Below are 23,650 nucleotides of genomic sequence, written 5' to 3'. Positions count from 1 at the left end.
GATGAATGTAATTCATGGTAAAATGGTCGGCTTTCATCTTTGATCTATTTTGGATCTTCCATTTGCCAGCCGAGAATTGCTAGCCATGTCTACTGCTTATACTATGCAGACTGCGCCAAAAGCGTTGTTTGATTACGACAAATATTGGGCGTCATGTTTTGAACCTGCGCCATTTTTGCCGATGTCGCGTGAGGAAATGGATCAACTCGGTTGGGATAGCTGCGACTTTATTTTGGTGTGTGGCGATGCTTATATTGATCATCCCTCATTTTGTTCGGGCATTATTGGTCGTACTTTAGAAGCGCAAGGTTTCCGTGTAGGCATTATTGCACAACCTGATTGGACCAATGCTGAAGCGTTTCGCGTTTTGGGTAAACCGAATATCGCTTGGGGTGTGACCGCAGGGAATATGGATTCGATGATCAACCGTTATACGGCAGATCGTAAGATTCGTTCGGATGATGCGTATTCACCAGACAATGTGCCGAATAAGCGTCCAGATCGTGCAGCGACGGTGTATTGCCAACGTGTACGTGAGGCTTTCCCAGATGTGCCAGTATTGTTAGGTGGCATTGAAGCCTCTTTACGTCGTATTGCCCATTATGATTATTGGTCAGACAAAGTCCGTCGTTCAGTGTTAATGGATTCCAAAGCGGATTTATTGATGTATGGTAATGGTGAGCGTTCAATCACTGAAGTGATGCATCGTTTAGCCAAAGGTGAAAAAATCCACGAAATTACCGATGTTCGTGGCACTGCATTTATTATTAATAAGCATAATCGCGCATCTAAAGCCAAATTTGTCGAAATTGCATCGAACGATGTGGATGCCATTGGTCGTGTTGATCCGATCATCAATCCTTATGTCATGACTGAAGATTTAGATGGTTGTGAAATTGAAAAAGATAAGGGTAATTCTTTAACCCAATACCAAAACTTCCAAAAAGAACTGGTTGCCAACCCGATTATTCGTGAAGGCGATCAACTGGATGCAGACACGCAAATTGTCCAGTTAAAAGCAGCACCATCCAAAGCGATTAAGCACAAATTACCACCGCGTGAGTTGGCGGTGATTCGTTTACCTGCATTTGAAGAGGTGGCGGACGATCCTGTTTTATATGCACATGCCAACCGTATTTTGCACTTGGAAACCAATCCGGGAAATGCACGTGCTTTGGTACAAAAGCATGGCGAGCGTGATGTTTGGTTAAATGCACCACCGATTCCGTTAACGACGGAAGAAATGGACTATGTGTTTGATTTACCGTATGCACGTTTACCACATCCGGTGTATGGCGAGGCACGTTTCCCTGCATTTGACATGATTAAGTTCTCTGTGAACATCATGCGTGGTTGTTTTGGCGGTTGTACCTTCTGTTCTATTACGGAACACGAAGGGCGTATTATTCAAAACCGTTCAGAAGAATCAATTTTACGCGAAGTTGAAAAAATTCGTGATACAGCTCCGGGCTTTACCGGCATTATTTCAGACTTGGGTGGACCAACAGCAAACATGTACCGTTTGCACTGTAAAGACCCTGAAATTGAAAAGAACTGTCGTAAACCATCGTGTGTTTATCCAGGCGTATGTCAAAACCTACACACCGATCATGCACCGTTAACGCAGTTATATCGTAAAGCACGTGCCATTAAAGGCATCAAAAAGATTCTGATTGGTTCAGGTTTGCGTTATGACTTAGCGGTACTGAATCCTGAATACGTCAAAGAGTTAGTGACACATCACGTTGGTGGTTACTTAAAGATTGCACCTGAACATACCGAAAAAGGTCCATTGTCTAAGATGATGAAACCGGGCATCGGAACCTATGACCGTTTCAAACAAATGTTTGATCGTTTCAGTAAGGAAGCGGGTAAAGAGCAGTATCTCATTCCATACTTTATTGCTGCGCATCCGGGTACAACCGAATATGACATGATGAACTTGGCAATTTGGTTGAAAAAGAATGGTTTCCGTGCCGATCAGGTACAGACCTTCTATCCATCCCCAATGGCTACTGCAACGACCATGTATCACACAGGTAAAAACCCATTAGCCAAAGTGGCACGATATACAGAAAACGTTGATATTGTGAAAGGTGAAAAGCGTCGTCGTCTGCATAAAGCATTCTTGCGTTATCATGATCCAAACAACTGGCCACTGCTTCGTGATGCTTTAAAAGAGATGGGTCGCCAAGACTTGATTGGTAACTCTAAGCAACATTTGATTCCAACCTATCAACCGCAAGGGACCGAAGGTCAGTATCAGTCTGCACGTAAGAAAAACTCGACCGTAGATGGTGATTCGCAAAAGCGTAATGGTGAGAGCCGTAATCAACAAGCGGAAAATCAATCACGCCCATCGAACACCAAGAAGCGTCCTGAACGTGGTCAGATTTTGACGCAACATACAGGTTTACCACCACGCGAAACGGGTGAGAAACGTCCTTTTAATGCAACGGCATCAAAGAAAAGAAAAAATCCGAAAGCACGTGCTTAAGATGGATAAAAAAGACGCTTCGGCGTCTTTTTTTAGGCTTCAGTTCGTCGGAATTCTCTTGTTCAAGACTTAAGATGAATTGCATCTTGCTTGAGGATTAGGCTAAAGTGATTTTATTCAATTTATGTGTGTATAAAAAAAACACGAGTTAATTGGCTCACGTCAAGTAATGTGTGGTCAGTTTTTATAATAATTTCGTCAAGATGAATGTAGTTTTTTTAACTTGAACGCTTGAATAAAAATAGAGGCGCTATAATCGATTTTTCGGCATAAAAAATCGCTATAAAGCCGCAGGATTATAAAAATAGATTAAAAGGAATAAATGTATGAGTATGTATTTACTGATTGGACTCCTATTGTTGTTTAGTTGCATGATTTTTAAAAGCTTTAATAATCAATCAAAACAACAGGATAGTGTGCTTAAGCGGCGTGCAGTTTTTAGTTTGAATCAGCAGTTGACCTTTGCACGTTTAAAGGAAATTCTCCCAAGCTACACCATTTTGGCGCATGTTTCTTATGATGCCTTAATGACGACAAAGTATAGCCGTACTCGAAATAAGTATCGTAATTTATTGGCTGATTTTGTGGTGCTCGATGCATCCCATCAGATTGTGGCGATTATTGGTTTGGATGATCCGAATGCGTTAAAGCGCTTTCAGCAAACACAGTATAAAGATGCACTATTGGCGATGGCAGGTTATCGTGTGATTCGTTATGACGAAGTGCCCAGTTATCAGCAAATTAGACGAGACTTTTTAGGGGAACTTCGCAAAGAGTGGCAAGAACCGGATACTCAAGAGTTGGATACATCTTTGAAAAAGTATAATTTTTATCACAATCATGAAAAACGTAAGTTGAAACTATGGGGTTAAAATCAGCCTGAAGGCATATTCAAGCTGATTCTAGCTCAGTTTACTCTGGACGGACGGCAGTCACGGTCATTTCAACCAATACATCTGGTGTGTACATTTTTGCTTCAACACAGGTACGAGGCAGTGCTTGCATATCTGCGCACCATGCATCCCAAACTTCATTCATGCCTGCATAATCATTTTCAATATCTTTCAAAAAAATCATGACCGACAAAATATGGCGCTTATCTGTGCCTGCATCGGCAAGAAAACGATCAATAATGTCTAAGGTCTGTTGGGTTTGTCCTTTAATATCGAGACTGGTATCTGCTGCAAGTTGACCTGCAAGATGAACCAAGTTACCTGAAATGGCTATTTCAGAAAAACGCTTTTCGACATGTAAACGTTGAACCGTCATGTGATTTCCATGATGTAAAGAGAACGGTCAGTTTACGTGATCAGGTGTGATCTGCAAATGGTGTTTTGTATGATCCGTACAGCAAGAGAAGGGGGCAATTTCTTTGCGGAGTCATTGGAAAATACGGTTTGGAAATATGAATAACAATAGAAAGAATAAGGTTGATACAGTTTGAATTTTTTATGGTTTGAATCAGAAGAGCAACAGAACCCATGCAACATGTTCAGAATTGCCCTGTAATACTCGGATTGGATCGTCGCGTTCACCACAGGACAACATGCTAAAAGTAAAGGTGATTTTTAGCATTTCAGCGTTTACATGGATAATGTACCGCGTGAAATAGGTTAACCTAAAAATAAAAAAAGTGTAGGGCAAATTGTTGTATTTTTATTCTTTTGTTTAAAAAAGACACAAAAGTGGGCTTACCAGAGACTTAGTTGAGGCAGATCATCGGTAGGATTTAATTGGTAGACACCCACACCGATCAGACGGAATTGATATTCGGCAGGAATATACATTTCACTGAGTAACAGGTCTAACACTTGGGTCAGTTCTGCAAGATTATTTAAAGGCGTTTTAAAACTTTTACTGTGTTGAAGCACCTGAAAGTTCTTTAACTTCAGTTTGACGGTTACGCCGCGTGCCATAAGCTGTTTTTTATTTAAACTTTCCCAGACCTGCATTGTGAGTTTTGCCCAATAGGGTTGGCATTGTTGTAAGGTAAAATCATCATCAAATGTGGTTTCTTTGGAAATTTGCTGCCGTTCACGCTCCACCTGTACAGGACGTTCATCGATACCTTGTGCATATAAAAATAATTGGTGACCATACTTTCCAAAGTGATGAATCAGGGTACTTTCCTCAATTTTCTGTAAATCGCCCAAGGTTTCCAAATGCAGTTGTCTCAATTTTTCTTGGGTGACTTTACCGACGCCTGGAATTTTTTTGAGGGGCAAATGCTGAATAAAATTTTGTACTTGGCTGGGTTTAATGACACAGAGACCATCGGGTTTATTCCAATCCGAAGCAACTTTTGCCAGAAATTTATTCGGTGCGACTCCAGCAGAAGCAGTTAAACCAGTCTTTTGGAAAATTTCAGCACGGATACGTTGTGCCACTTCAGTTGCACTGGCTAAACCATATAAATTTTCGGTAACGTCCAGATAAGCTTCGTCTAGAGATAGCGGTTCAATCAGTGGGGTATAGCATTGGAAAATTTGGTGAATTTGTACGGAAACTTCACGATATTGATTAAAGTTGGGTTCAATCACCACAACCTGCGGGCAGAGTTTTCTCGCTTGGGTCATGGACATGGCGGAACGTAGCCCAAATTTCCGTGCGGGATAAGAGGCTGCGGCAATAACTGCACGCGGATGATGCGAGGAAATCACCACAGGCAAATGTTGCAGATCGGGACGATCACGTAATTCTACCGATGCAAAAAACGCATCCATATCAATATGTATGATTTTTCTCATATCACCCAAAACTAACGCACCACTGTTCAAGAGTATGGCATGCTCCAACAAAGCTGTGTAGCACTCCAGCAATTAGTGCGACAGACCATGACGGCGAATAGCGCTAATCCGTGAATGGGGTTGGAAAAAAGTCTTTAAGGTGTGGTGGGGGTAAGCGGTTGAATCCCGTTCTTTTGTAAAAAGATACTCCAGTCATACACTGAACCATGAAAGACGTTCATATCGACTGGTTTGCTGATGCCCTGAATTGTGCCTTGATTGGTATGTTGCCAAAAGGTCCATTGGGGATTGCCTTTAAGTTCAGGTTGTCCTTGATATTCACGCACCCAAAGCGGTGTATTTTTGAATTCACCTGCTAAAACTATGTTATAGAAAGTTTTTGAAATATAAAAAATCGGTTGTTTGCCATAATGCTGTTGTAGCTGATCATGCATAATTTGAATTTCAGTCAGTAATTGTTCTCTGGTATAGGTATTAATACAGTTGCTGTCATATTCCAAATCAATCACAGGTGGTAGGGCATCAGGTTTATTGGGTACGGTTTCAATAAAATTCTGCGCCTGAATTTTGCCATCACGGCAGAGACGATAAAAATGATAAGCCCCAACCAAAAAGCCATGTTCACGGGCTTTTAGCCAATTGTCCTGAAACTTACGGTCTTTAAAATCGCCCCCTTCGGTGGCTTTTAAATAGATAAACTGGAATTTTTTATGCGGAACCTGTTTCCAGTTAATTTCGCCTTGATGATGGGAGACATCGAAACCCTGCACTGGAAACTCTTGTGCGGCAGCAGGATTTTGATGAAAAATAAAAACATAGAGTATCACTGCAAGACAAACTGTCCCTATGCCAATGCAGGAAGCAATAAAGGAACTGGATTTTATTATGTGTGTTGACTTGGTCATGCGTGTTTTAATCTCATCAAGTAGCGCTATGATAACCCGAGCATAAAATTGACTCCATGTGCGTTTTGCAAAAGTACTATATGCTGCTGTTTTTGGGAATTTTCCAGAAAATTGCAGCAGTGATGATATTGATGGCACCCAGACAGATAAAGGTCATTTGAAAAGCCGTCGTGACTTGCGCAACCCCATAATGTGCGGTAAAGAGGTTAATTAATGTGCCTGCGAGTGCGACCCCAATACTCATAGAGAGCATCATAATCATGGACAGGAAACTGTTCCCGCTACTGGCATTTTGCTGAGACAGGTCTTTCAACGTAAAGGTATTCATGGCGACAAATTGGGTTGAGTTCAACATACCACAAATGAAAAAGTGTAGTGTTCTTAGCCAGAGTGGTGTATCCACCGTGGTCAAGGCAAAACTGGCGAGGGCACTCCCCACGAGTATGGTATTGACCACCAGTACGTTGCGATAGCCAAATTTTTGAATCACAGGGCGCACAATCGGCTTGGAAACCAATGAACCTAAGACCAAAGGAATCATCATCAATCCAGTGATGAAGGGCTCGAAATGGAAAGCCACTTGCAGCATTAAGGGCAGTAAAAAGGGAAAGGCATTACCACCCAGTCGCGCAAAGAAATTACCTAAAATACCAATGGCATAGATGTTGTTTTTAAATAATCGGCTACGAAACAGGGCATTTTGATGGGTGTGGGCATGATAGGCATAGATGGCTGAGCTGAATAATCCCAGTCCAATCAAAGCGAGTCCTTGCCAATGACTATGAGCTGTACTGGCAAAGCTTTCAATGCCTAAAGACAGCCCGACCATGGCGATGACTAACCACAGAAAACCACTAAAATCGAAGGCTTGTACGCTGGGTTCAGTGGCGTTTGGTAAGGCTTTTAAGGTCACTAAAATGCCTAAAACACCCATGGGTAAATTAATCAGAAAAATCCAGTGCCAGGTGGCAACTTCAACCAACCATCCGCCTAAAGTTGGTCCAATTAAGGGGCCAATCAACCCCGCCAGACTCATTAAACTCATGGCCGATAAAAATTGATCTCGTGGAATCAATTTGAGCATGGCTAAGCGACCGACAGGCAACAGCAATGCACCCCCGATGCCTTGAATAATACGAAATACCAGCAGTTGATTCAGGCTCTGTGATAGACCACAACCCAGTGAAGCCAGCGTAAAAATGACAATGGCCGCTAGATAGGTATTGCGTACCCCAAAACGATCGGCGAGCCAACCACTCAAAGGAATACATACAGCGACAGCCAAGACATACGCCACCACCACACTGTGCATATTCAGGGGGTCTTCGTGTAAATGTATAGCCATGGCGGGAATAGCAGTGTTGACAATCGTGGTATCTAAAGCCTGCATAAAAAAGCCAATCGACACCAGTAAAACCAAGAGTCGGTATTCAGGTTGTAGGGCGCGATGTGAAATGGCTTGGCTCATAGATTAGAAATGGAATTGATCAAGACGCTGTTAAAAGTCATCATAGCAAAGCATAGAGAATCAGTGCTTAATAAATCACATAAATTAGCAATCAAACGGATGTACTCAGGGAGATAACAATCGGTTTAGATCATCTAAAAAATTGATTACCTGAAGATGAGGAAACAATCTAATTAAATTCAATGAGAAAGCTCTCATTCATTCAGAGGCGTGTGCCATCTGTCACATCAATGTCATTAAAATGAAATAAAAATGTCATAATTTAAGCGCCACCCCATAAGGGTAGATTTTTCTGATAAAGGCTTAGGTGTTATGACAATTGAAATTTTGATGATTGTAGGTTTCTGTTTAGCAGCCTACTCAATTGTCGGAAATGATGTGCCACAAACTTTAGGGACCTTTATTTCCTCGAATGCTCACCGACCTTGGTGGGTACTTTGGTTGTATACCAGCAGTATTCTGGTTGTGGTGTTGTTGTATGGCTGGTTTGCTTCAGGGACGGGAGACGCCTCTTATGGGCGTTTAGAAACCATTCCTTTCCCAGAGACAGGCATTACTTGGCTGTATATTGTTCCCCCAATTTTATTGATTATTTTGACCAAATATGGGATTCCAGTCAGTACCACCTTTTTAGTGCTCACGATTTTTTCTCCGAGCAGTTTAAGCGCTATGCTGACCAAATCAATGATGGGTTATGCCGTTGCCTTTGTAGTCGCGATTTTGGTTTATCGCTTTGTGATGAAAGGCATTAGCATTTATTTGAGTAAAACCCGTCACAAGGAACCTTCACATATTTGGATTGGCTTGCAATGGGTGTCGACGGCATTTTTGTGGAGTCAGTGGCTCATTCAGGATTTAGCCAATATTTTTGTCTATGTCCCACGCCAAGTCCCGTTTGAATTCTTAATATTTGGCATTTTGGTGTTTGTGGTATTGCTCGGTTGGATTTTTTACCGCCGTGGTGGAACAATTCAAAATATCATCGATACCAAAACTGGGGTTGCGGATATTCGCTCAGCCACGATTATCGACTTTATGTATGCCATTATTTTGTTGGTGTTTAAAGAATGGAGCAATATTCCAATGAGTACCACATGGGTGTTCTTGGGCTTACTGGCAGGGCGTGAGTTTGCGCTGTCCATGCATTTGGCTGAAGTGAATAAATATCGGACTTCACGGAATGTCAGTAAAGATGCCATGAAACTAATGTTTGGTTTGGCTATCAGTGTACTGCTGGCAACAGGTTTCCCTTGGTTATATCAACACATTTCAGGTTGAATTTCCGCTAAACATTGGGTCAAGTCAGAAAAAAGCGAGCATGAACGGCTCGCTTTTTTGTGGGTAAAATCAATTAAATAACGAAACGCGTAGGAGCTTGTAAGTTCTTTAAGGCATTTAAAATTTGATCTGCATGATTACATACAATGAGTTTGGCGCGATGTTGAGGCGGTAGAAAACCTTCTTGTACAGCATGATCCAGTTGCGCAATCAAGGCATCATAAAAGCCGTTGACGTTATACAGTATCATGGGTTTTTGATGCTGATTGAGTTGTCCCCAAGTGGCAATTTCTAAAATTTCTTCAAATGTGCCTAAACCACCAGGCAAGGCAACAAAGGCGCTGGCACGCTCTGCCATCATAGCTTTACGTTCATGCATGGTTTTGACCACATGTAATTCCGTCAGTCGGTTATGTGCAATTTCATAATCCAACATAAATTCAGGGATCACGCCTACGGTATTACCGCCATGTCCAATCACGGTATCGGCGACTTGACCCATTAACCCAATACTGGCACCACCATACACTAGACCGAAGCCTTGTTCCGCAATGGCACTTGCCAGTGCAATTGCCTTTTCTTTATAAATGGGATGATTACCAGAACGTGAACCACAGTAGAGTGCGATGAGGGCTTGAGAAGTTTTCGTTGTTACTTTTTCATGTTCTATATTCATTTTTAATACGCTATTCATCATTCTCTGTTTTACCTTATCACTTTCTTGTTGGCTGCTCTAGCTTATGTAAGAAATATGACAAGGCGATGTTGCGTATCGTTGTCATTGCTGTCTTTATGTTGTTGCTTGGTGATGCTAAATATGCACTGTCTAAAAAAAGATGAATTTCGTATTGATCTTGCCTATACTGAGCTTCTGTTTTACAACAAATGAATCAACATGAGTCGTGGTTGTTGCCGCATTAGACGAACACACATTTTTGCCACAATAAGAGAGAAGATGCAGAGCCAATCTGCACTTAAACCTCATCCTATTCATCCTGAAATCCTGATGAAGGAGAGCATTCAATGATTTTTGAGTGGATGTCTGATCCTTCTGCATGGGTAGGTTTAGCCACCTTAGTGGTGCTTGAAATTGTATTGGGGATTGATAACCTCGTTTTTATTGCAATTTTGGCAGAAAAATTGCCACCAGAACAACGCAATACAGCACGTATTCTCGGGCTGATTTTAGCTTTAGGCATGCGTTTGATTCTATTGGCGTCCATTGCATGGGTGGTGACTTTAACCAATCCGTTATTCCATATTTTCGAACATCCTTTTTCTGGGCGAGACTTAATCTTGCTGCTGGGTGGGGTCTTCTTGCTGTTTAAAGGCACCATGGAATTACGTGAGCGGATTGAAGGAAAGCTTGCCTTAAAGGAAGAAAATCCTGTACATGCGACTTTCTGGATGGTGATTGTCCAAATTGTGATTTTAGATGCAGTGTTCTCCTTAGACAGCGTGATTACCGCTGTGGGCATGGTGAAACATCTGTCTGTGATGATGATTGCGGTCATTATTGCTGTGGGCATTATGTTGTGGGCATCTAAGCCACTCATGGATTTTGTGAATAAGCATCCGACCGTAGTGATTCTGTGTCTGTGTTTCTTGATGATGATTGGTTTCTCTTTGGTGGTCGAAGGTTTTGGCTACCATATTCCGAAGGGTTATCTGTATGCCGCGATTGGTTTCTCGGTCATGATCGAGTTCCTGAACCAAACAGTGAAGAAGAATCAGGAAAAAATGGTCACCACCAACGATTTGCGTTATCGCACAGCTTCAGCGGTACTACGTATGTTGGGGGGGAGAAATGCCAGTGATGCGCCAGAACATCAAAATGAAGATGTCTTGGCAACCCGCGCTTTTGCTGATGAAGTCTTTGCTCAGGAAAATGGGGTGTATCACAGTGTCATGGTGCAAGGTGTATTGGGGCTTTCCGAACGTCCAGTCAAATCGGTCATGACCCCACGTCCTGAGTTGGAATGGCTAGATTTGGATGAAGATGAAGCCGCGATCAAACAACAATTGCTGAGCATGACCCATTCTCGTTTGATTGTGGCACATGGCGAATTGGACAATATTGCGGGTGTAGTCCTGACCCATAAAGTCATGAATGAATATATCGAAACTGGGGTATTGAATTTCGAGAAGCATTTACGTGACCCTGTGATCGTGCATGAAAACGCACAAGTGCTGATGGTGATGGAGCAATTGCGTCAAGCCCCGTTACAGTTAGCGATTGTGTTGAATGAATATGGTTCGATTGAAGGGATTGCCACACCGATTGATGTCCTCGAAGCGATTGCAGGTGAATTCCCTGATGAAGATGAATTGGAAACCGCAGCAGAAAGCCTAGAAGATGGCAGTTTGATGTTGGAAGGCTCGACTGATATTCGCCATGTTTCTTTGTTATTGGGCAAAAATTTGGTGGATGACTCAGAACAGTATTCAACTTTATCGGGTTATTTACTGTTCCATTTAGGTCGCTTGCCTGAAAATGGTTCCAGTATTGAAGCTGATGGCGTTATTTTTGAAGTGGTGACGATGGATGGTCATAAAATTGAGAAAGTCCATGTGATTCCAAAACACATCGTGGAAAAAGATGATTAACGCTGTAGAAATCCGCGTTTAAACTTCAGTTAAAATAGCCCGCAATGTTCGGGCTATTTTATTGGGAAAGTATATGTCAGAAGAACAATGCCCTTGCGGCTTAGGATTATATGCCGAGTGTTGTCAGCCTTTGCATTTAGGGCAACGCACTGCGCTCAGCGCGGAACAGTTGATGCGTTCGCGTTATAGTGCATTTGCCAAACAGCAGATTGATTATATTGTGCAGACGACGGCATTGGGGCAGCAGCAGGCTTTAGATGTCCCAGCGATTAAAGCGTGGAGTGAATCTAACCAATGGTTAGGTTTAGACGTGGTACAAGCGCAGGAAAAACTGGACAAGAGCCATGCCCAAGTGGAATTCAAAGCGCATTATCATGATGGGCAACAGGCTCAAACGCATCATGAAGTTTCACATTTTGTGAAACAGGCAGGGCACTGGTATTTCCTTGATCCGACCACGGAACAAGTGCTGACCATGAAGCAACTGTGTATTTGTGGTTCGGGTAAAAAATTTAAGCAATGTTGTGCACAATTTTTATAACGTTCAGTTTAGATTTGGCTTAGAATAGCCCGCATCTTAACCCTTCAACGGAAGAGCAGGGCGATGTTACTGACCATAATTTATATTATTGCGATTACGGCTGAGGCCATGACTGGAGCACTGTCTGCAGGTCGACGTAGTATGGATTGGTTTGGGGTAATTCTGATTGCCTGTGTGACTGCTTTAGGTGGGGGGTCGGTCCGTGATGTATTGCTCGGACATTATCCTTTGACTTGGGTCAAGCATCCTGAATATTTGGTCCTGACGTGTTGTGCCGCGTTGTTTACCATTTTGATTGCCAAGTGGATGCGCCATTTGCACAATATTTTCTTGGTATTAGATGCGTTAGGTCTGATAGGCTTTACCATTATTGGTTGCCAAATTGCCTTGTCGATGGGACATGGTTTTGTGGTTTCCGCAGTGGCAGGCATTATGACGGGGGTATCAGGCGGGATTTTGCGTGACATTTTGTGTAACGATGTCCCATTAGTATTCCGTCGTGAGCTCTATGCCAGTATTTCATTTGTCGCAGTGATTTGTTATTGGGTCTGTCTGGAAATTGGACTATCCTTAGAGTTGACGGTGATTTCAACCCTGATTTTTGGATTTTCGTTACGTCTGATTGCGATTTATTTTGGTCTGGAAATGCCGAAATTTATTTATAAAGATGATGATGCCGATTCTGCCTCTTCAACCGATACGCATTAATCAACGATTGCAATTTTGCCAAAATTTAAAATGACGGTGCCCAAAGCCAAATTTGGGCATATACTTAAAATATAAAATAAATTTCATTTCCCCATCTCTCAACAGAATTTATTAAAATAGACTGCGCGGTATTTTTTCTTCTGCAACAACATGAAAATTGCAAAGCAGTTTTTTCAATGTTGTTGTTTTCCTCATCTTAATTCGAGTCATCGCTATGGATTTAGTTTCACGTGTACAACGTTTACCTGTTGGAAAGTTCCACTATACCTTGCTGTGGGTGATTGGCTTGGGCTGGATGTTTGATGCCATGGATACTGGACTGATTTCCTTTATTCTGACCAAGATGGCAACCGAGTGGAGTATGAGTCCCGCAGAAAAAGGTTGGGTGGTGTCGATTGGTTTTGTCGGTATGGCGATAGGAGCCGTCTGCTCAGGAGCATTGGCCGACCGTTGGGGACGCCGTAATGTTTTTGCTGTGACTTTGGTCACTTATAGTATTGCCACGGCATTGTGTGCTTTTGCACCAAATTTGACTTGGTTATTGGTGTTTCGTTTTATTGTTGGTTTAGGGCTTGGCGGACAGCTCCCTGTTGCTGTGACTTTGGTCAGTGAATACATTCCTGCACAGGTGCGTGGACGATTTATTGTATTGCTGGAAAGTTTCTGGGGACTGGGCTGGTTAGTGGCTGCTTTGGTGTCTTATTTTGTGATTCCAAGTTATGGCTGGCATGTCGCGTTCTTAATTGGCGGTTTGCCTGCGCTGTATGTGTTCATGATTTTAAAGAAAGTCCCTGAATCGGTACCGTACTTAATTAATCGTGGGCGGATTGAAGAAGCCCACGCCTTGGTGCAAAAACTGGAGCGAGAATGTGGCGTGGAAGTCATTCAGCAGATTGAAGTAAAGCCAGTTGCCGCCAAGCAAAGCGTATCTTTTTCACAATTGTGGTCAAATCCTTTTGCAAAACGTACTTTAATGCTGTGGTTAATCTGGTTTGGCATTGTCTATTCTTATTATGGCATTTTTACGTGGTTACCCAGCCTGTTGGTCAAACAAGGTTATAGCATTGTGCAGTCATTTGAATATGTACTGGTGATGATTTTGGCACAACTTCCAGGCTATATCGCGGCCGCTTGGCTGGTCGAGAAACTGGGACGTAAATGGACGTTGGCCGGTTTTATTGGCTTATGTGCTGTTTCAGCTTACTTCTTTGGACAGGCAAATACCGTCACTCTCATTATGTTTTGGGGCTGTCTGATGTCGTTCTTTAATTTAGGAGCATGGGGTGTACTCTATACCTATACGCCAGAACAATATCCGACCAATATTCGTGCCTTTGGTTCAGGTTGGGCCTCTGCGATTGGGCGTATGGGCGGCATCGTGGCGCCGTTGGTGGTGACGCAGATGATGGTGCAGAGCAATGGTTTTAATCATGTGTTTATGATGTTTACCGCAGTCTTGCTTGCCGTGGCATTGGTCATTTTGGTTTTAGGTGAAGAAACCAAAGGTAAAACTTTAGAATCGATTGGCATGTAGAATTGGCAGATAGTTTGGGCGGCAAAATTGTCGCCATTCTATATTTTGGCTTATTGGTTGAACTTGTGTTAAATGTATTGCTGTGAAAATAAAAAATTATAAGTTGATCATTTATTTAAAAGTGGATAATTTTACGACATTAGAGATCCATTAAGACACAAATTGTCGTAGTAGTAGATGGCACACCCTTGTGCAGTCACAGTCTGAGACTTAGCATAAGAACTTAGATAAAAAAACGATTTGATTAGGATGAAAGGTTGTTATGACGAACCTTGCGCATCACGCAACTGAAAACCGCTCCGTCGCAGAATTTACTGAACGCGCTTACCTCAATTATGCCATGTACGTGATTATGGATCGTGCTTTGCCTCACATTAGTGATGGTTTGAAGCCTGTTCAACGCCGTATTGTGTATGCCATGAGTGAATTGGGATTGAAACACAGTGGTAAACCGAAAAAATCTGCGCGTACAGTGGGTGATGTGCTCGGTAAATACCATCCCCATGGTGATTCGGCATGTTATGAAGCCATGGTGTTGATGGCACAACCGTTTAGCTACCGTTATCCGTTTATCGAAGGTCAGGGCAACTGGGGTTCACCAGATGATCCTAAGTCCTTTGCCGCCATGCGTTATACCGAAGCCAAGTTGTCGCAGTACAGTGAAGTTTTATTGGCAGAATTGGGACAGGGCACTTGCGACTGGCAAGATAACTTTGATGGTTCATTAAAAGAACCTGTCAACTTACCAGCTCGCGTACCGAATATTCTCTTAAATGGCACCACAGGTATTGCAGTCGGTATGGCGACTGACATTCCACCGCATAATTTGCGTGAAGTGATTAAAGGCACCATTGCCCTGATTCGTAACCCCAATTTAAGCGATGAGAAAGTCGCAGAATATATTCCTGCGCCTGACTTACCCACCAAAGCTGAAATTATTACCCCACCGAGTGAATTACTTAAAATTCAGACCACAGGTCGTGGTAGTTACCGTATGCGTGCGGTGTACAGCATTGAAAAAAATGAAATTGTGATTACCGACTTGCCTTACCAAGTGTCAGGATCAAAAGTGATCACACAAATTGCCGACCAGATGCAAGCGAAAAAATTGCCGTTGGTTAGTGATGTCCGTGATGAATCGGATCATCAAAATCCAACACGACTGGTGATTGTACTTCGTTCAAATCGCATTGATGCAGAAGCGGTGATGAGTCATTTATTTGCCACCACTGACCTAGAGTCTAGCTATCGCGTCAATATGAATATGATTGGTGCGGATGGTCGTCCACAAGTGAAATCGATTCGTCGTATTTTGTTGGAATGGATCGAAATTCGTAAAGGAACAGTCACGCGTCGCCTGCAATACCATTTAAATAAAATTGAAAAACGCCTGCACATTTTGGCTGGTTTACTCATCGCGTATCTAGATCTTGATACTGTGATTCGGATTATTCGCGAAGAAGACCGGCCCAAAGCCGAATTAATCTCGCATTTTGGTATTGATGAAATTCAAGCCGAAGCTATTTTAGAGTTGAAATTACGTCACTTGGCGAAATTAGAAGAAATGGAAATTCGCCGTGAACAAGAAGAACTGGAAGCCAAAGCTGCCATTATTCGTGAACAATTGGCGAATCCAGAATCTTTAAAAACCTTAATTATTAATGAACTTAAAGAAGATGCGAAACGTTTTGGTGATGATCGTCGTTCGCCAATCGTACAACGTGCCGAAGCAACGGCCATTAGCGAGCAAGATCTGATGCCTGCTGACCCTGTGACTGTCGTGTTGTCAGAAGCAGGTTGGATTCGTAGTGCGAAAGGTCATGATATCGATGCCGAGAACCTGAATTTCCGTGCGGGCGATCAGTACCGCAGTCATGCACAAGGCAAGTCTAATCAAAAAGTTTATATTTTGGATCAGACGGGACGCAGTTATGCACTGGCAATTAATAGTTTGCCTTCTGCCCGCGGTTTAGGTGAACCTTTAAGCTCCAAGCTTGCACCTGTCAGTGGGGTAGGTTTCCTTCAAGTGTTGATTGAAGAAGATGAAGCAGAAATTTTAGCCATGAGCACGAAGGGTTACGGCTTTAAGACTCAAGCCAAACAGCTTGATACCAATGCCAAAGCAGGTAAAGCCTTCTTGACTGTGCCTGAAGATGCCAAACCATTACCGTTATATCCTTTAAAGCAAGCGACCCATTTGGCTCTATTAAGTTCGGCTGGGCGGTTACTGATTATCGATTTGTCAGAATTACCAATCCTGAACAAAGGTAAAGGTAATAAATTGATACAACTTGAAGATAAAGATCAAATTATATCTATGACAACCTTGAATTTAGATGAAATAATTCAAGTGGTTGCAGGGCAACAACAACTTAAAATAAAAGGTGATGATTTACAAAAATATATGGGCAAGCGTGCGACAAAAGGGCAACTGTTACCACGTGGATATCAAAAAGCAAATAGACTGTTGGTTCAGAGATAAAGCTAGCATGTATTTGTCGAAATAAGTTATATATGTGGTTGTGTTCGTGAAAATGGACACGGGAATGTGCATTAACAAGCTAAATAAATACACACAAACCCGAAAAAAAAGCTGCATATTTTAAGGACTATAGATTGGAGAGATTGGGATTATGGAAAAGATTTGGTTCGCTGAATACCGCAAGACAGGAATTCCTGAAACTGTAGAATTACCCCCAGAGAACACTTCTTTGGTAGATGTATTTGAGCGTAATTTCCAAAAATTTGGTTCACGTGATGCCTTTATCTTTATGGATAAAGCACTGACTTTTAGTGAACTTGACGAAGCGAGTCGTAAATTTGCTGTTTATCTACAAAGTTTAGGTTTGGCGAAAGGTTCTCGTGTAGCAGTCATGATGCCAAACGTTCTCCAATATCCAGTGGTTGCTCTAGGTGTATTGCGTGCGGGTCTGGTGCTCGTGAACGTTAACCCGTTATACACTGCGCGTGAGCTTGAACACCAATTAAATGATTCAGGTTCTGAAGTTTTAGTCATTATTGAAAACTTTGCTTCGGTTTATCAGAGTATTATCGGTAAAACACCAGTAAAACATGTCGTGGTTGCCTCTGTCGGTGACATGTTGGGTACTTTAAAAGGGACTTTAGTCAATTTTGTGTTGCGTTCAGTACGTAAACAAATTCCTGCATGGAATATTCCAGGTCATATCCGTTTTAATGCGGCAATGTCAAAAGTAAGCCCAAGCAACTATAAACGTCCAAATCTAACCCTCAGTGATACAGCTGTTTTACAGTACACTGGCGGTACTACGGGTGTTTCTAAAGGTGCGGAGTTAACGCATCGTAACCTTGTGGCTAACTTATTACAGTGTGATGGTATTTTCCAAAGTAAATTTGGTGCTCAAGATGGTCAGCCAGATGACCGTATTTTCTGTGCTTTACCGCTGTATCATATTTTCGCATTTATGGTTTGTGCCATGTACGGTATGTATAAAGGTCAAGCCAATGTTTTAATTCCGAACCCGCGTGATTTACCTGCGGTGATGAAAGAATTACGCAAGTATCAACCAACGTTCTTCCCAGCAGTGAATACCTTATTTAATGCTTTGGTCAATAATGAAGAATTTAAACAGCTCGACCACAGCAAGCTTAAAATGGCTATGGGCGGTGGTATGGCTGTACTTCCATCGACTGCAGAAGCGTGGAAAAAAGTCACGGGTACGAACATCGTTGAAGGTTATGGCTTATCTGAAACTTCACCAGTTGCAACGGCAAATCCACCTGCTTCGGATGAATTCAGTGGCACGATTGGTATTCCATTACCATTAACTGACATTGCAATTTTAGATGATGATGGCAATCCAGTTGCATTGGGCGAGCAAGGTGAAATCTGTATTCGTGGTCCTCAGGTCATGAAAGGTTACTGGAACCGTCCAGATGAAACTGCCAAAGTGATGGTGAATGGTTTCTTCCGTACAGGTGACATCGGTGTAATGGATGATCGCGGCTACACCAAAATTGTTGACCGTAAGAAAGATATGATTTTAGTGTCTGGTTTCAACGTATATCCTTCAGAAATTGAAGAAGTGATTGCGAAGCATCCAAAAGTTCTTGAAGTTGCTGCAATTGGTGTACCTGATGAGAAATCAGGCGAAGTACCAAAATTATTTGTTGTGAAAAAAGATGCTTCTTTAACCACTGAAGAAGTTCTTGAATTTGCGAAAGAAAACTTAACAGGTTACAAACGCCCACGTTATGTTGAGTTTATGGAAGAATTACCAAAATCGAATGTAGGTAAAATTTTACGTAAAGATTTGCGTAAAACTGCATAAGATTCAGTCTGTCTAAAAAAAGCGCCTTGGGGCGCTTTTTTTATGCCATTCACTTATTTTTTCTTCATCAGCCAGCGGTCAAAATAAGGACGGCCTACGCCTGCAATACCAATGAAAATAAAGATGGTGCCGAATTGGCGACTGAAACCTGAACGGTTAAAGCTACCATAACTCAGAAAATTATCTGCCAAACAATAAATAAGCGCAATCAATACCCAATGCCATAAGGGTAAGCGACGAATGCCCACAGCCCAAAATGCAACCCAGAGTAAAACAAAGGTACATACGGTCGACCAGATGTTCATGTTGGCACAAATGACGGTCAGTAAAAAAGCAACAATGGGGAACACAATGGCGAGTACACGATCCATCTGCAGTTGATGTTGGCGTTGTTTTTCCAGTTCATCGAACAGTTTGTGTTGCTCAGCATTAAATGACATAGCTATTCCCGAATGACTTGGTAATCAAAACACTATATTTAACAAAAAATATTCTAGAATTGCCATGTTATGATAAGTCTTATTGCTTCCTCACGAGAACAAAATTAATGCAAAGCATTAGCGGTATTGTCTATCTCATCTTAATTGCATGTTTATTACCTTATGTCTTTAGTTTTATTGCCAGACTTACGAGTGGTTTTCAGGTTAGAGATAATCAATATCCGCGTGAGTTTTTAAACAAGGCAACAGGTATTGCTGCACGTGCCAATGCTGCACAACAAAATAGTTTTGAAGGATTACCTTTATTTATTGCTGCTGTTTTAATGGCGGAATATATGGTGGTATCCCAAGCCGTGATTATGACTTTTGGCATAGCCTATTTGGTCTTACGTGTCGTCTATGGGGTATGTTATTTGGCCAATTGGGCGACATTGCGTTCAATTGTCTGGTGTCTGTCCTTATTGTGTCCAATTTCACTGCTGATTTTAGTGATCAAACTCAGCTAATGAACGTGCATATTCCCTATTTTTACGGGGCAGATGTATAATCGCTCCGTGATTAAACCGAAGACCTTAATTTCGGTTTCAATATAATTTAAATCGTTAAAGAGTTGATGCTATGAGCTACAGCAATATCCCAGCGGGTAAAGATGCACCAAATGACATTTATGTCATCATTGAAATTCCTGCAAACGCAGCGCCAATCAAATATGAAATTGATAAAGATTCTGACGCTTTATTTGTAGACCGTTTCATGGGTACAGCAATGTTCTACCCAGCGAACTACGGTTATGTACCAAATACTTTGTCTGAAGATGGTGACCCGCTTGACGTGCTTGTTGTAACACCGCACCCAGTTGAGCCAGGTTCAGTGATTCGTTGCCGTCCTGTGGGTAAATTAAACATGGAAGATGATGGCGGTATCGATGCGAAATTAATCGCTGTACCACATGAAAAATTAACGCCAATTTATAAAGACATTCAGGAATATACTGATCTTCCTCCGCTTTTAATCCAGCAAGTGGAACATTTCTTTGCTCATTACAAAGATTTAGAGCCAGGCAAATGGGTGAAGTTAACAGGTTGGGAAGGTTCTGAAGTTGCTAAGCAAGAAGTGCTTAAAGCAATTGAAGCTGCAAAATAATTTCTAAGTAAAATAAGGGTTTAGATGAATTTATTTTTCTGAACCCATAAAAAACCTGCACATTGTGCAGGTTTTTTTAAATCTCTGAAAATGACTTCAAATTAGAAGAATTTTACAGGGATGTCTAACCAAATACGCCATTCGTTGGTATCACCAATGTATACATCATTTTGATAGTCTTTACTAGCACGGTAGTAAGAATGACGTAAACGTAAGCTTGCATCTTTAGCAAAACCAGATTGAACTGTATATTTCACTTGATTAAAGAATTCACGTTCTTGAGCATCGTCCGTGACTAGCTGAGTACGGTCAACTTTTCCAGCAACATCAATATCCCAACCATAAACAAATGCAGTTGTCCAAGTTAAACCAGGAACATTCATACCTGCAAAGTTGTAAGTGTATTGGAGTTGAGCCGATTTTTCATCGTTACCAATAAAGTCAGAAAGGTAAGAGTTTGGTAAGTAAATTGTTTGATGACCATCGCCAACACCTTTACCTAAGCCATAGTCATAACCTGTATTACCTGTATTTTGTTGGTAAGCCAACATCACATTGTGGTTTCCAGTGTTATAAGTACTAGAAATTGCCCAAATGCTGTTGCTTAGGTTGGTTAAATCATTTGTCGTATGGGAATATGTATAAGCACCACCATTAGCTTTAGTATCCCAATTTGTGTGATAACCGCTGAAGTCATAAGTTAATGAGCTATTATTTGCCAACGCTTGCTTGTAGTTTGTATTAATATAATGACGTTCTAAACGGTCTTTAATGTCAGTACCATAGTAAGAAGCATTGATTTGATCATTAAATTTATATTTTGCACCCCAAACGACAGCGCGATCTAGTTCATTGCCATCAGTGGTTACTTGGTCTGAATATTGGTTTTTGGTGAATTTACCTGCGGTTAATTCAAGGCCTTTAATTTCACGGCTCGTTGCCAATACACCTTCAAAGTATTCTGGAACCAAACGTGCAGTGTTGCTTGCAAGTACTGGTAAGTCAAGTACTTGAGTACCATAACGGACTTCAGTATTAGAGATACGTGCTTTTACAATACCGCCGCCACGAGCCCAGTGGTCATAAGCATCAACATGACCATTTGCATCTTTTGCACCATCATTGTGTAATGGAATCATCCCATTACCAGCGTGGTTATTTTCGCCTAATTTGAACGAACCATCCCCAATCACGCCTACACCGAAACCGACGATACCTTGAGTATAGCCTGATTCAATTTTAACCATTGCAGATTGAGCTGCTGAGCTCGTATCTGCTACGCCATTTTTTTTGTCACGAGATAAATAACCAGTGCGGAACAACACTGATCCTTCAGCATCTTCTACAAATCCTTTTGCTTCACTTTGTTCGCTTGCATAAGCTGTAGTAATAAGGGCAGCCTGAATTAATACTGCTAATGTAAGTTTTTGCGCTTTTGGCATAAGAAACAACCTCAAAAAAGTTAGATTCAGAATTTCGTTTTTTGGCATAACTCGAAATTTTAATAAATTGTATAATTAATCTATAAAAAAGATAGATTTTTATTAATTTTATTTCATTCTTGTTACCAGCTACTTGACGAGATTACATTATTGTTGATGGGAAATGGATAAGTATATTTTATACATAAGCCATTAATTCATAATAAAAATATATTTTATTAAATGGAAAATTTCCACTGTTTTTGTTTCGATCAAACAAAGAAAAATCACATTTTTCTTTGTTTATTTTTTCTTCAATATCGGCTTGATTGGCTATTTTGTATGCGAATTGTGTCTTGCTTTTATGAATAGATTTAATTTCTAAATGAAAATGAGAAATGTTTCATTTAGGTGCGGGGCTATTTCCTTTGAATGCCGAGCATATAATGTTGGAATAAATTGTGCTTCGCAGCATATTAAAAATTTAGGTGTGGTCAGTAATAGTGCGTGTATTTTGTACAACCTGTGGTGTGAAACTCTGTTTTTGAACAGAAATGAAGCATTTTGAGCACTCAACCAAAACAGATTGATTCAAATTTTGCCAATCAAATGTGCTCTGAGCAGTAAAAGCCAAACAGAAATATGCGTCATCGATCAATGACGTCTGATTTCTGTCTAGAAATACTATGATTAAAGCGAATCTTGGTCTGTTGAAAAGAATGCGAATGCCATAAAGGGATGGGTCTTATACGACTTCAATGATTGGTAATCTCAAAATAAAGCCTAGGTTTTTATTCAGCGATCAACCATCTTTGAAATAAACAATATAAAAATAATCAATGTTCTGCATGATGTGCCCATCGCCTGAACTAAAGCCTTTTAAATAAGTAACCATGCTGATGATCTAGGTCATTTCGAAGATCAATATGAATCAGTCTTATTGGTAAATTTTGATAAAAAGTAAAAGATAATTTTTATAAGTATTTGTTATTTATTGTTTTATATGAAATTTACGGTCTTTTTACGTTACAGATAGGTTGAGTCGTTTTATGGTATGGCCGATGAAGTTCAGAACTTTTTAGACACAGCGTATGGTTTATAAAATCCTATCACGATGCAAATTGATAGTTCAGCCTGAAGTTTCTCAATGTTTGACAGCGAACAGCAACGTGACAAATATTTTTTAAAGTTGGCATAGCGCTTGCTAATACATTTCTGAGTTTATTAATTACAGCAAAACGTCGTAATTCGATGTGGGGGAACCTCAGAATGAAATTCACATTAAAAGTATTATCTATGGCGGTTGTTGCGGCGGCTTCAACATTTACCTTTGCAGATGATCAAGCAGCATCACCATTTGGTCTTTCTTTTAGCGGCAATGCAGCAGTAACAACAGACTATCGTTTCCGTGGATTGTCGCAAACTCAAAATGATCCAGCGGTTCAAGCAGGATTCACACTTGCACATGATTCAGGTATGTATTTTGGGCTTTGGGGTTCCAATGTAAACTTTGGTTCGGGGACGCCAAGTTTAGAACTAGATCCATCGTTGGGTTTTGCAACCACATTGGATAGCTTTGCCAGCAAACCTTTATTGGATGTGGGTGTTGTGTATTACAACTATCCAAGTGCAACTGACTTAAGTTGGGTCGAATTGTATGGAAAATTAACTTTCGCAAGTGTGCTGACTGAAGGAGACAGCATTCTGACCAATGTGAACTTTACCAATGATTATGCAGGTGCAGATACAAACAGTTGGAATGTGAATGCAGGCTACGCTGTTCCATTTGGTTCAACAGGTTTTGGCGGTGTAGCAAGTGTGGGCTATACCGTTGTGGATGATGAAGACAAATATTCATTTGGCGGCGATGATAACTATGTGGACTGGAAAGTCGGTGTTAACTATGCATTTAAATCAATTTCTGGTGCAACGGCTGAATTAGCAGCGATAGGTACAAATATTGATACAGATGCTATGGATGATGCAACTGCTCGTGGCGTAGAAACAGGTGCAGTCTTTACCTTAACCAAAACATTCTAAATTTAAGGATG

19 protein-coding genes are annotated in these 23,650 nt (G+C 41.2%); 12 read left to right on the top strand and 7 right to left on the bottom strand.

From position 1 onward, the window contains the following. Nucleotides 1–85 precede the first annotated feature (85 nt). Entirely contained in the window at nucleotides 86–2,497 is a 2,412-nt protein-coding gene (locus M5E07_RS15275; protein WP_252220517.1) for a YgiQ family radical SAM protein, read from the top strand. 326 nt (nucleotides 2,498–2,823) lie between these two features. Next, nucleotides 2,824–3,369: a DUF2726 domain-containing protein gene (locus M5E07_RS15270; protein ID WP_252220515.1), complete on the top strand. Its 546-nt coding sequence runs from the start codon at nucleotides 2,824–2,826 to the stop codon at nucleotides 3,367–3,369. 40 nt (nucleotides 3,370–3,409) lie between these two features. Here M5E07_RS15270 and M5E07_RS15265 read toward each other — a convergent pair whose 3' ends face one another. The 4 genes from M5E07_RS15265 to mdtD form a co-directional block, all read right to left on the bottom strand. Next, a complete protein-coding gene (locus M5E07_RS15265) occupies nucleotides 3,410–3,766 on the bottom strand; it encodes a RidA family protein (RefSeq protein ID WP_131265384.1) in 357 nt (118 codons plus the stop codon). Nucleotides 3,767–4,188: 422 nt separating this feature from the next. Continuing rightward, a complete protein-coding gene (dinB, locus tag M5E07_RS15260; protein WP_252220513.1) occupies nucleotides 4,189–5,244 on the bottom strand; it encodes a DNA polymerase IV in 1,056 nt (351 codons plus the stop codon). A 134-nt stretch (nucleotides 5,245–5,378) separates the two neighbouring features. Further along, nucleotides 5,379–6,149 carry a glycoside hydrolase family 25 protein gene (locus M5E07_RS15255; protein ID WP_252220511.1) on the bottom strand — a complete coding sequence of 257 codons (771 nt, stop codon included), beginning with the start codon at nucleotides 6,147–6,149 and terminating at the stop codon, nucleotides 5,379–5,381. A gap of 76 nt (nucleotides 6,150–6,225) precedes the next feature. Next, nucleotides 6,226–7,617, bottom strand: a complete 1,392-nt coding sequence (gene mdtD, locus M5E07_RS15250) for a multidrug transporter subunit MdtD (RefSeq protein ID WP_252220509.1) — start codon at nucleotides 7,615–7,617, stop codon at nucleotides 6,226–6,228. 312 nt (nucleotides 7,618–7,929) lie between these two features. On the opposite strand from mdtD, the gene M5E07_RS15245 reads away from it, so the two are divergent. After that, a complete protein-coding gene (locus M5E07_RS15245; RefSeq protein ID WP_252220507.1) occupies nucleotides 7,930–8,895 on the top strand; it encodes a hypothetical protein in 966 nt (321 codons plus the stop codon). A gap of 73 nt (nucleotides 8,896–8,968) precedes the next feature. Here M5E07_RS15245 and M5E07_RS15240 read toward each other — a convergent pair whose 3' ends face one another. Beyond that, complete coding sequence (locus tag M5E07_RS15240; protein ID WP_252223860.1) at nucleotides 8,969–9,589, bottom strand: LOG family protein; 621 nt, start codon at nucleotides 9,587–9,589, stop codon at nucleotides 8,969–8,971. 329 nt (nucleotides 9,590–9,918) lie between these two features. Between M5E07_RS15240 and M5E07_RS15235 the strand changes: the two genes are divergently transcribed. From M5E07_RS15235 to M5E07_RS15210, 6 genes are all read left to right on the top strand, one after another. Further along, on the top strand, nucleotides 9,919–11,502 hold the full coding sequence (locus M5E07_RS15235) for a TerC family protein (RefSeq protein ID WP_116762379.1): 1,584 nt from the start codon (nucleotides 9,919–9,921) through the stop codon (nucleotides 11,500–11,502). A gap of 73 nt (nucleotides 11,503–11,575) precedes the next feature. Next, nucleotides 11,576–12,043 carry a YchJ family protein gene (locus M5E07_RS15230; RefSeq protein ID WP_252220505.1) on the top strand — a complete coding sequence of 156 codons (468 nt, stop codon included), beginning with the start codon at nucleotides 11,576–11,578 and terminating at the stop codon, nucleotides 12,041–12,043. A gap of 63 nt (nucleotides 12,044–12,106) precedes the next feature. Further along, nucleotides 12,107–12,751 (top strand): trimeric intracellular cation channel family protein, encoded by a 645-nt coding sequence (locus M5E07_RS15225; protein WP_044738759.1) that lies wholly within the window; start codon nucleotides 12,107–12,109, stop codon nucleotides 12,749–12,751. A 214-nt stretch (nucleotides 12,752–12,965) separates the two neighbouring features. Continuing rightward, a complete protein-coding gene (niaP, locus tag M5E07_RS15220) occupies nucleotides 12,966–14,285 on the top strand; it encodes a niacin transporter NiaP (RefSeq protein WP_116762383.1) in 1,320 nt (439 codons plus the stop codon). 262 nt (nucleotides 14,286–14,547) lie between these two features. After that, a complete protein-coding gene (gene parC, locus M5E07_RS15215) occupies nucleotides 14,548–16,767 on the top strand; it encodes a DNA topoisomerase IV subunit A (RefSeq protein ID WP_252220503.1) in 2,220 nt (739 codons plus the stop codon). Nucleotides 16,768–16,918: 151 nt separating this feature from the next. Further along, nucleotides 16,919–18,595: an AMP-binding protein gene (locus tag M5E07_RS15210; RefSeq protein WP_252220500.1), complete on the top strand. Its 1,677-nt coding sequence runs from the start codon at nucleotides 16,919–16,921 to the stop codon at nucleotides 18,593–18,595. Between the two features lie 53 nt (nucleotides 18,596–18,648). Here the strand turns inward: M5E07_RS15210 and M5E07_RS15205 are convergent, their stop codons facing one another. Next, on the bottom strand, nucleotides 18,649–19,035 hold the full coding sequence (locus M5E07_RS15205) for a hypothetical protein (RefSeq protein WP_252220498.1): 387 nt from the start codon (nucleotides 19,033–19,035) through the stop codon (nucleotides 18,649–18,651). 107 nt (nucleotides 19,036–19,142) lie between these two features. Here M5E07_RS15205 and M5E07_RS15200 point away from each other — a divergent pair, with 107 nt between their 5' ends. Both M5E07_RS15200 and ppa read left to right on the top strand, forming a co-directional pair. Continuing rightward, nucleotides 19,143–19,541, top strand: coding sequence for an MAPEG family protein (locus tag M5E07_RS15200; protein WP_116762392.1), 399 nt, complete (start codon nucleotides 19,143–19,145; stop codon nucleotides 19,539–19,541). Between the two features lie 112 nt (nucleotides 19,542–19,653). Continuing rightward, nucleotides 19,654–20,178 (top strand): inorganic diphosphatase, encoded by a 525-nt coding sequence (ppa, locus tag M5E07_RS15195; protein WP_116762394.1) that lies wholly within the window; start codon nucleotides 19,654–19,656, stop codon nucleotides 20,176–20,178. A 101-nt stretch (nucleotides 20,179–20,279) separates the two neighbouring features. Here the strand turns inward: ppa and M5E07_RS15190 are convergent, their stop codons facing one another. Further along, nucleotides 20,280–21,620: an OprD family outer membrane porin gene (locus M5E07_RS15190; RefSeq protein ID WP_252220496.1), complete on the bottom strand. Its 1,341-nt coding sequence runs from the start codon at nucleotides 21,618–21,620 to the stop codon at nucleotides 20,280–20,282. 1,248 nt (nucleotides 21,621–22,868) lie between these two features. Here M5E07_RS15190 and M5E07_RS15185 point away from each other — a divergent pair. Continuing rightward, complete coding sequence (locus M5E07_RS15185) at nucleotides 22,869–23,639, top strand: TorF family putative porin (RefSeq protein ID WP_252220494.1); 771 nt, start codon at nucleotides 22,869–22,871, stop codon at nucleotides 23,637–23,639. Nucleotides 23,640–23,650 lie beyond the last annotated feature (11 nt).

The organism is Acinetobacter tibetensis (assembly GCF_023824315.1).
In the GTDB taxonomy this organism is placed as follows: Bacteria; Pseudomonadota; Gammaproteobacteria; order Pseudomonadales; family Moraxellaceae; genus Acinetobacter; species Acinetobacter tibetensis.
This window is presented reverse-complemented; position numbering and strand designations above follow the sequence as displayed.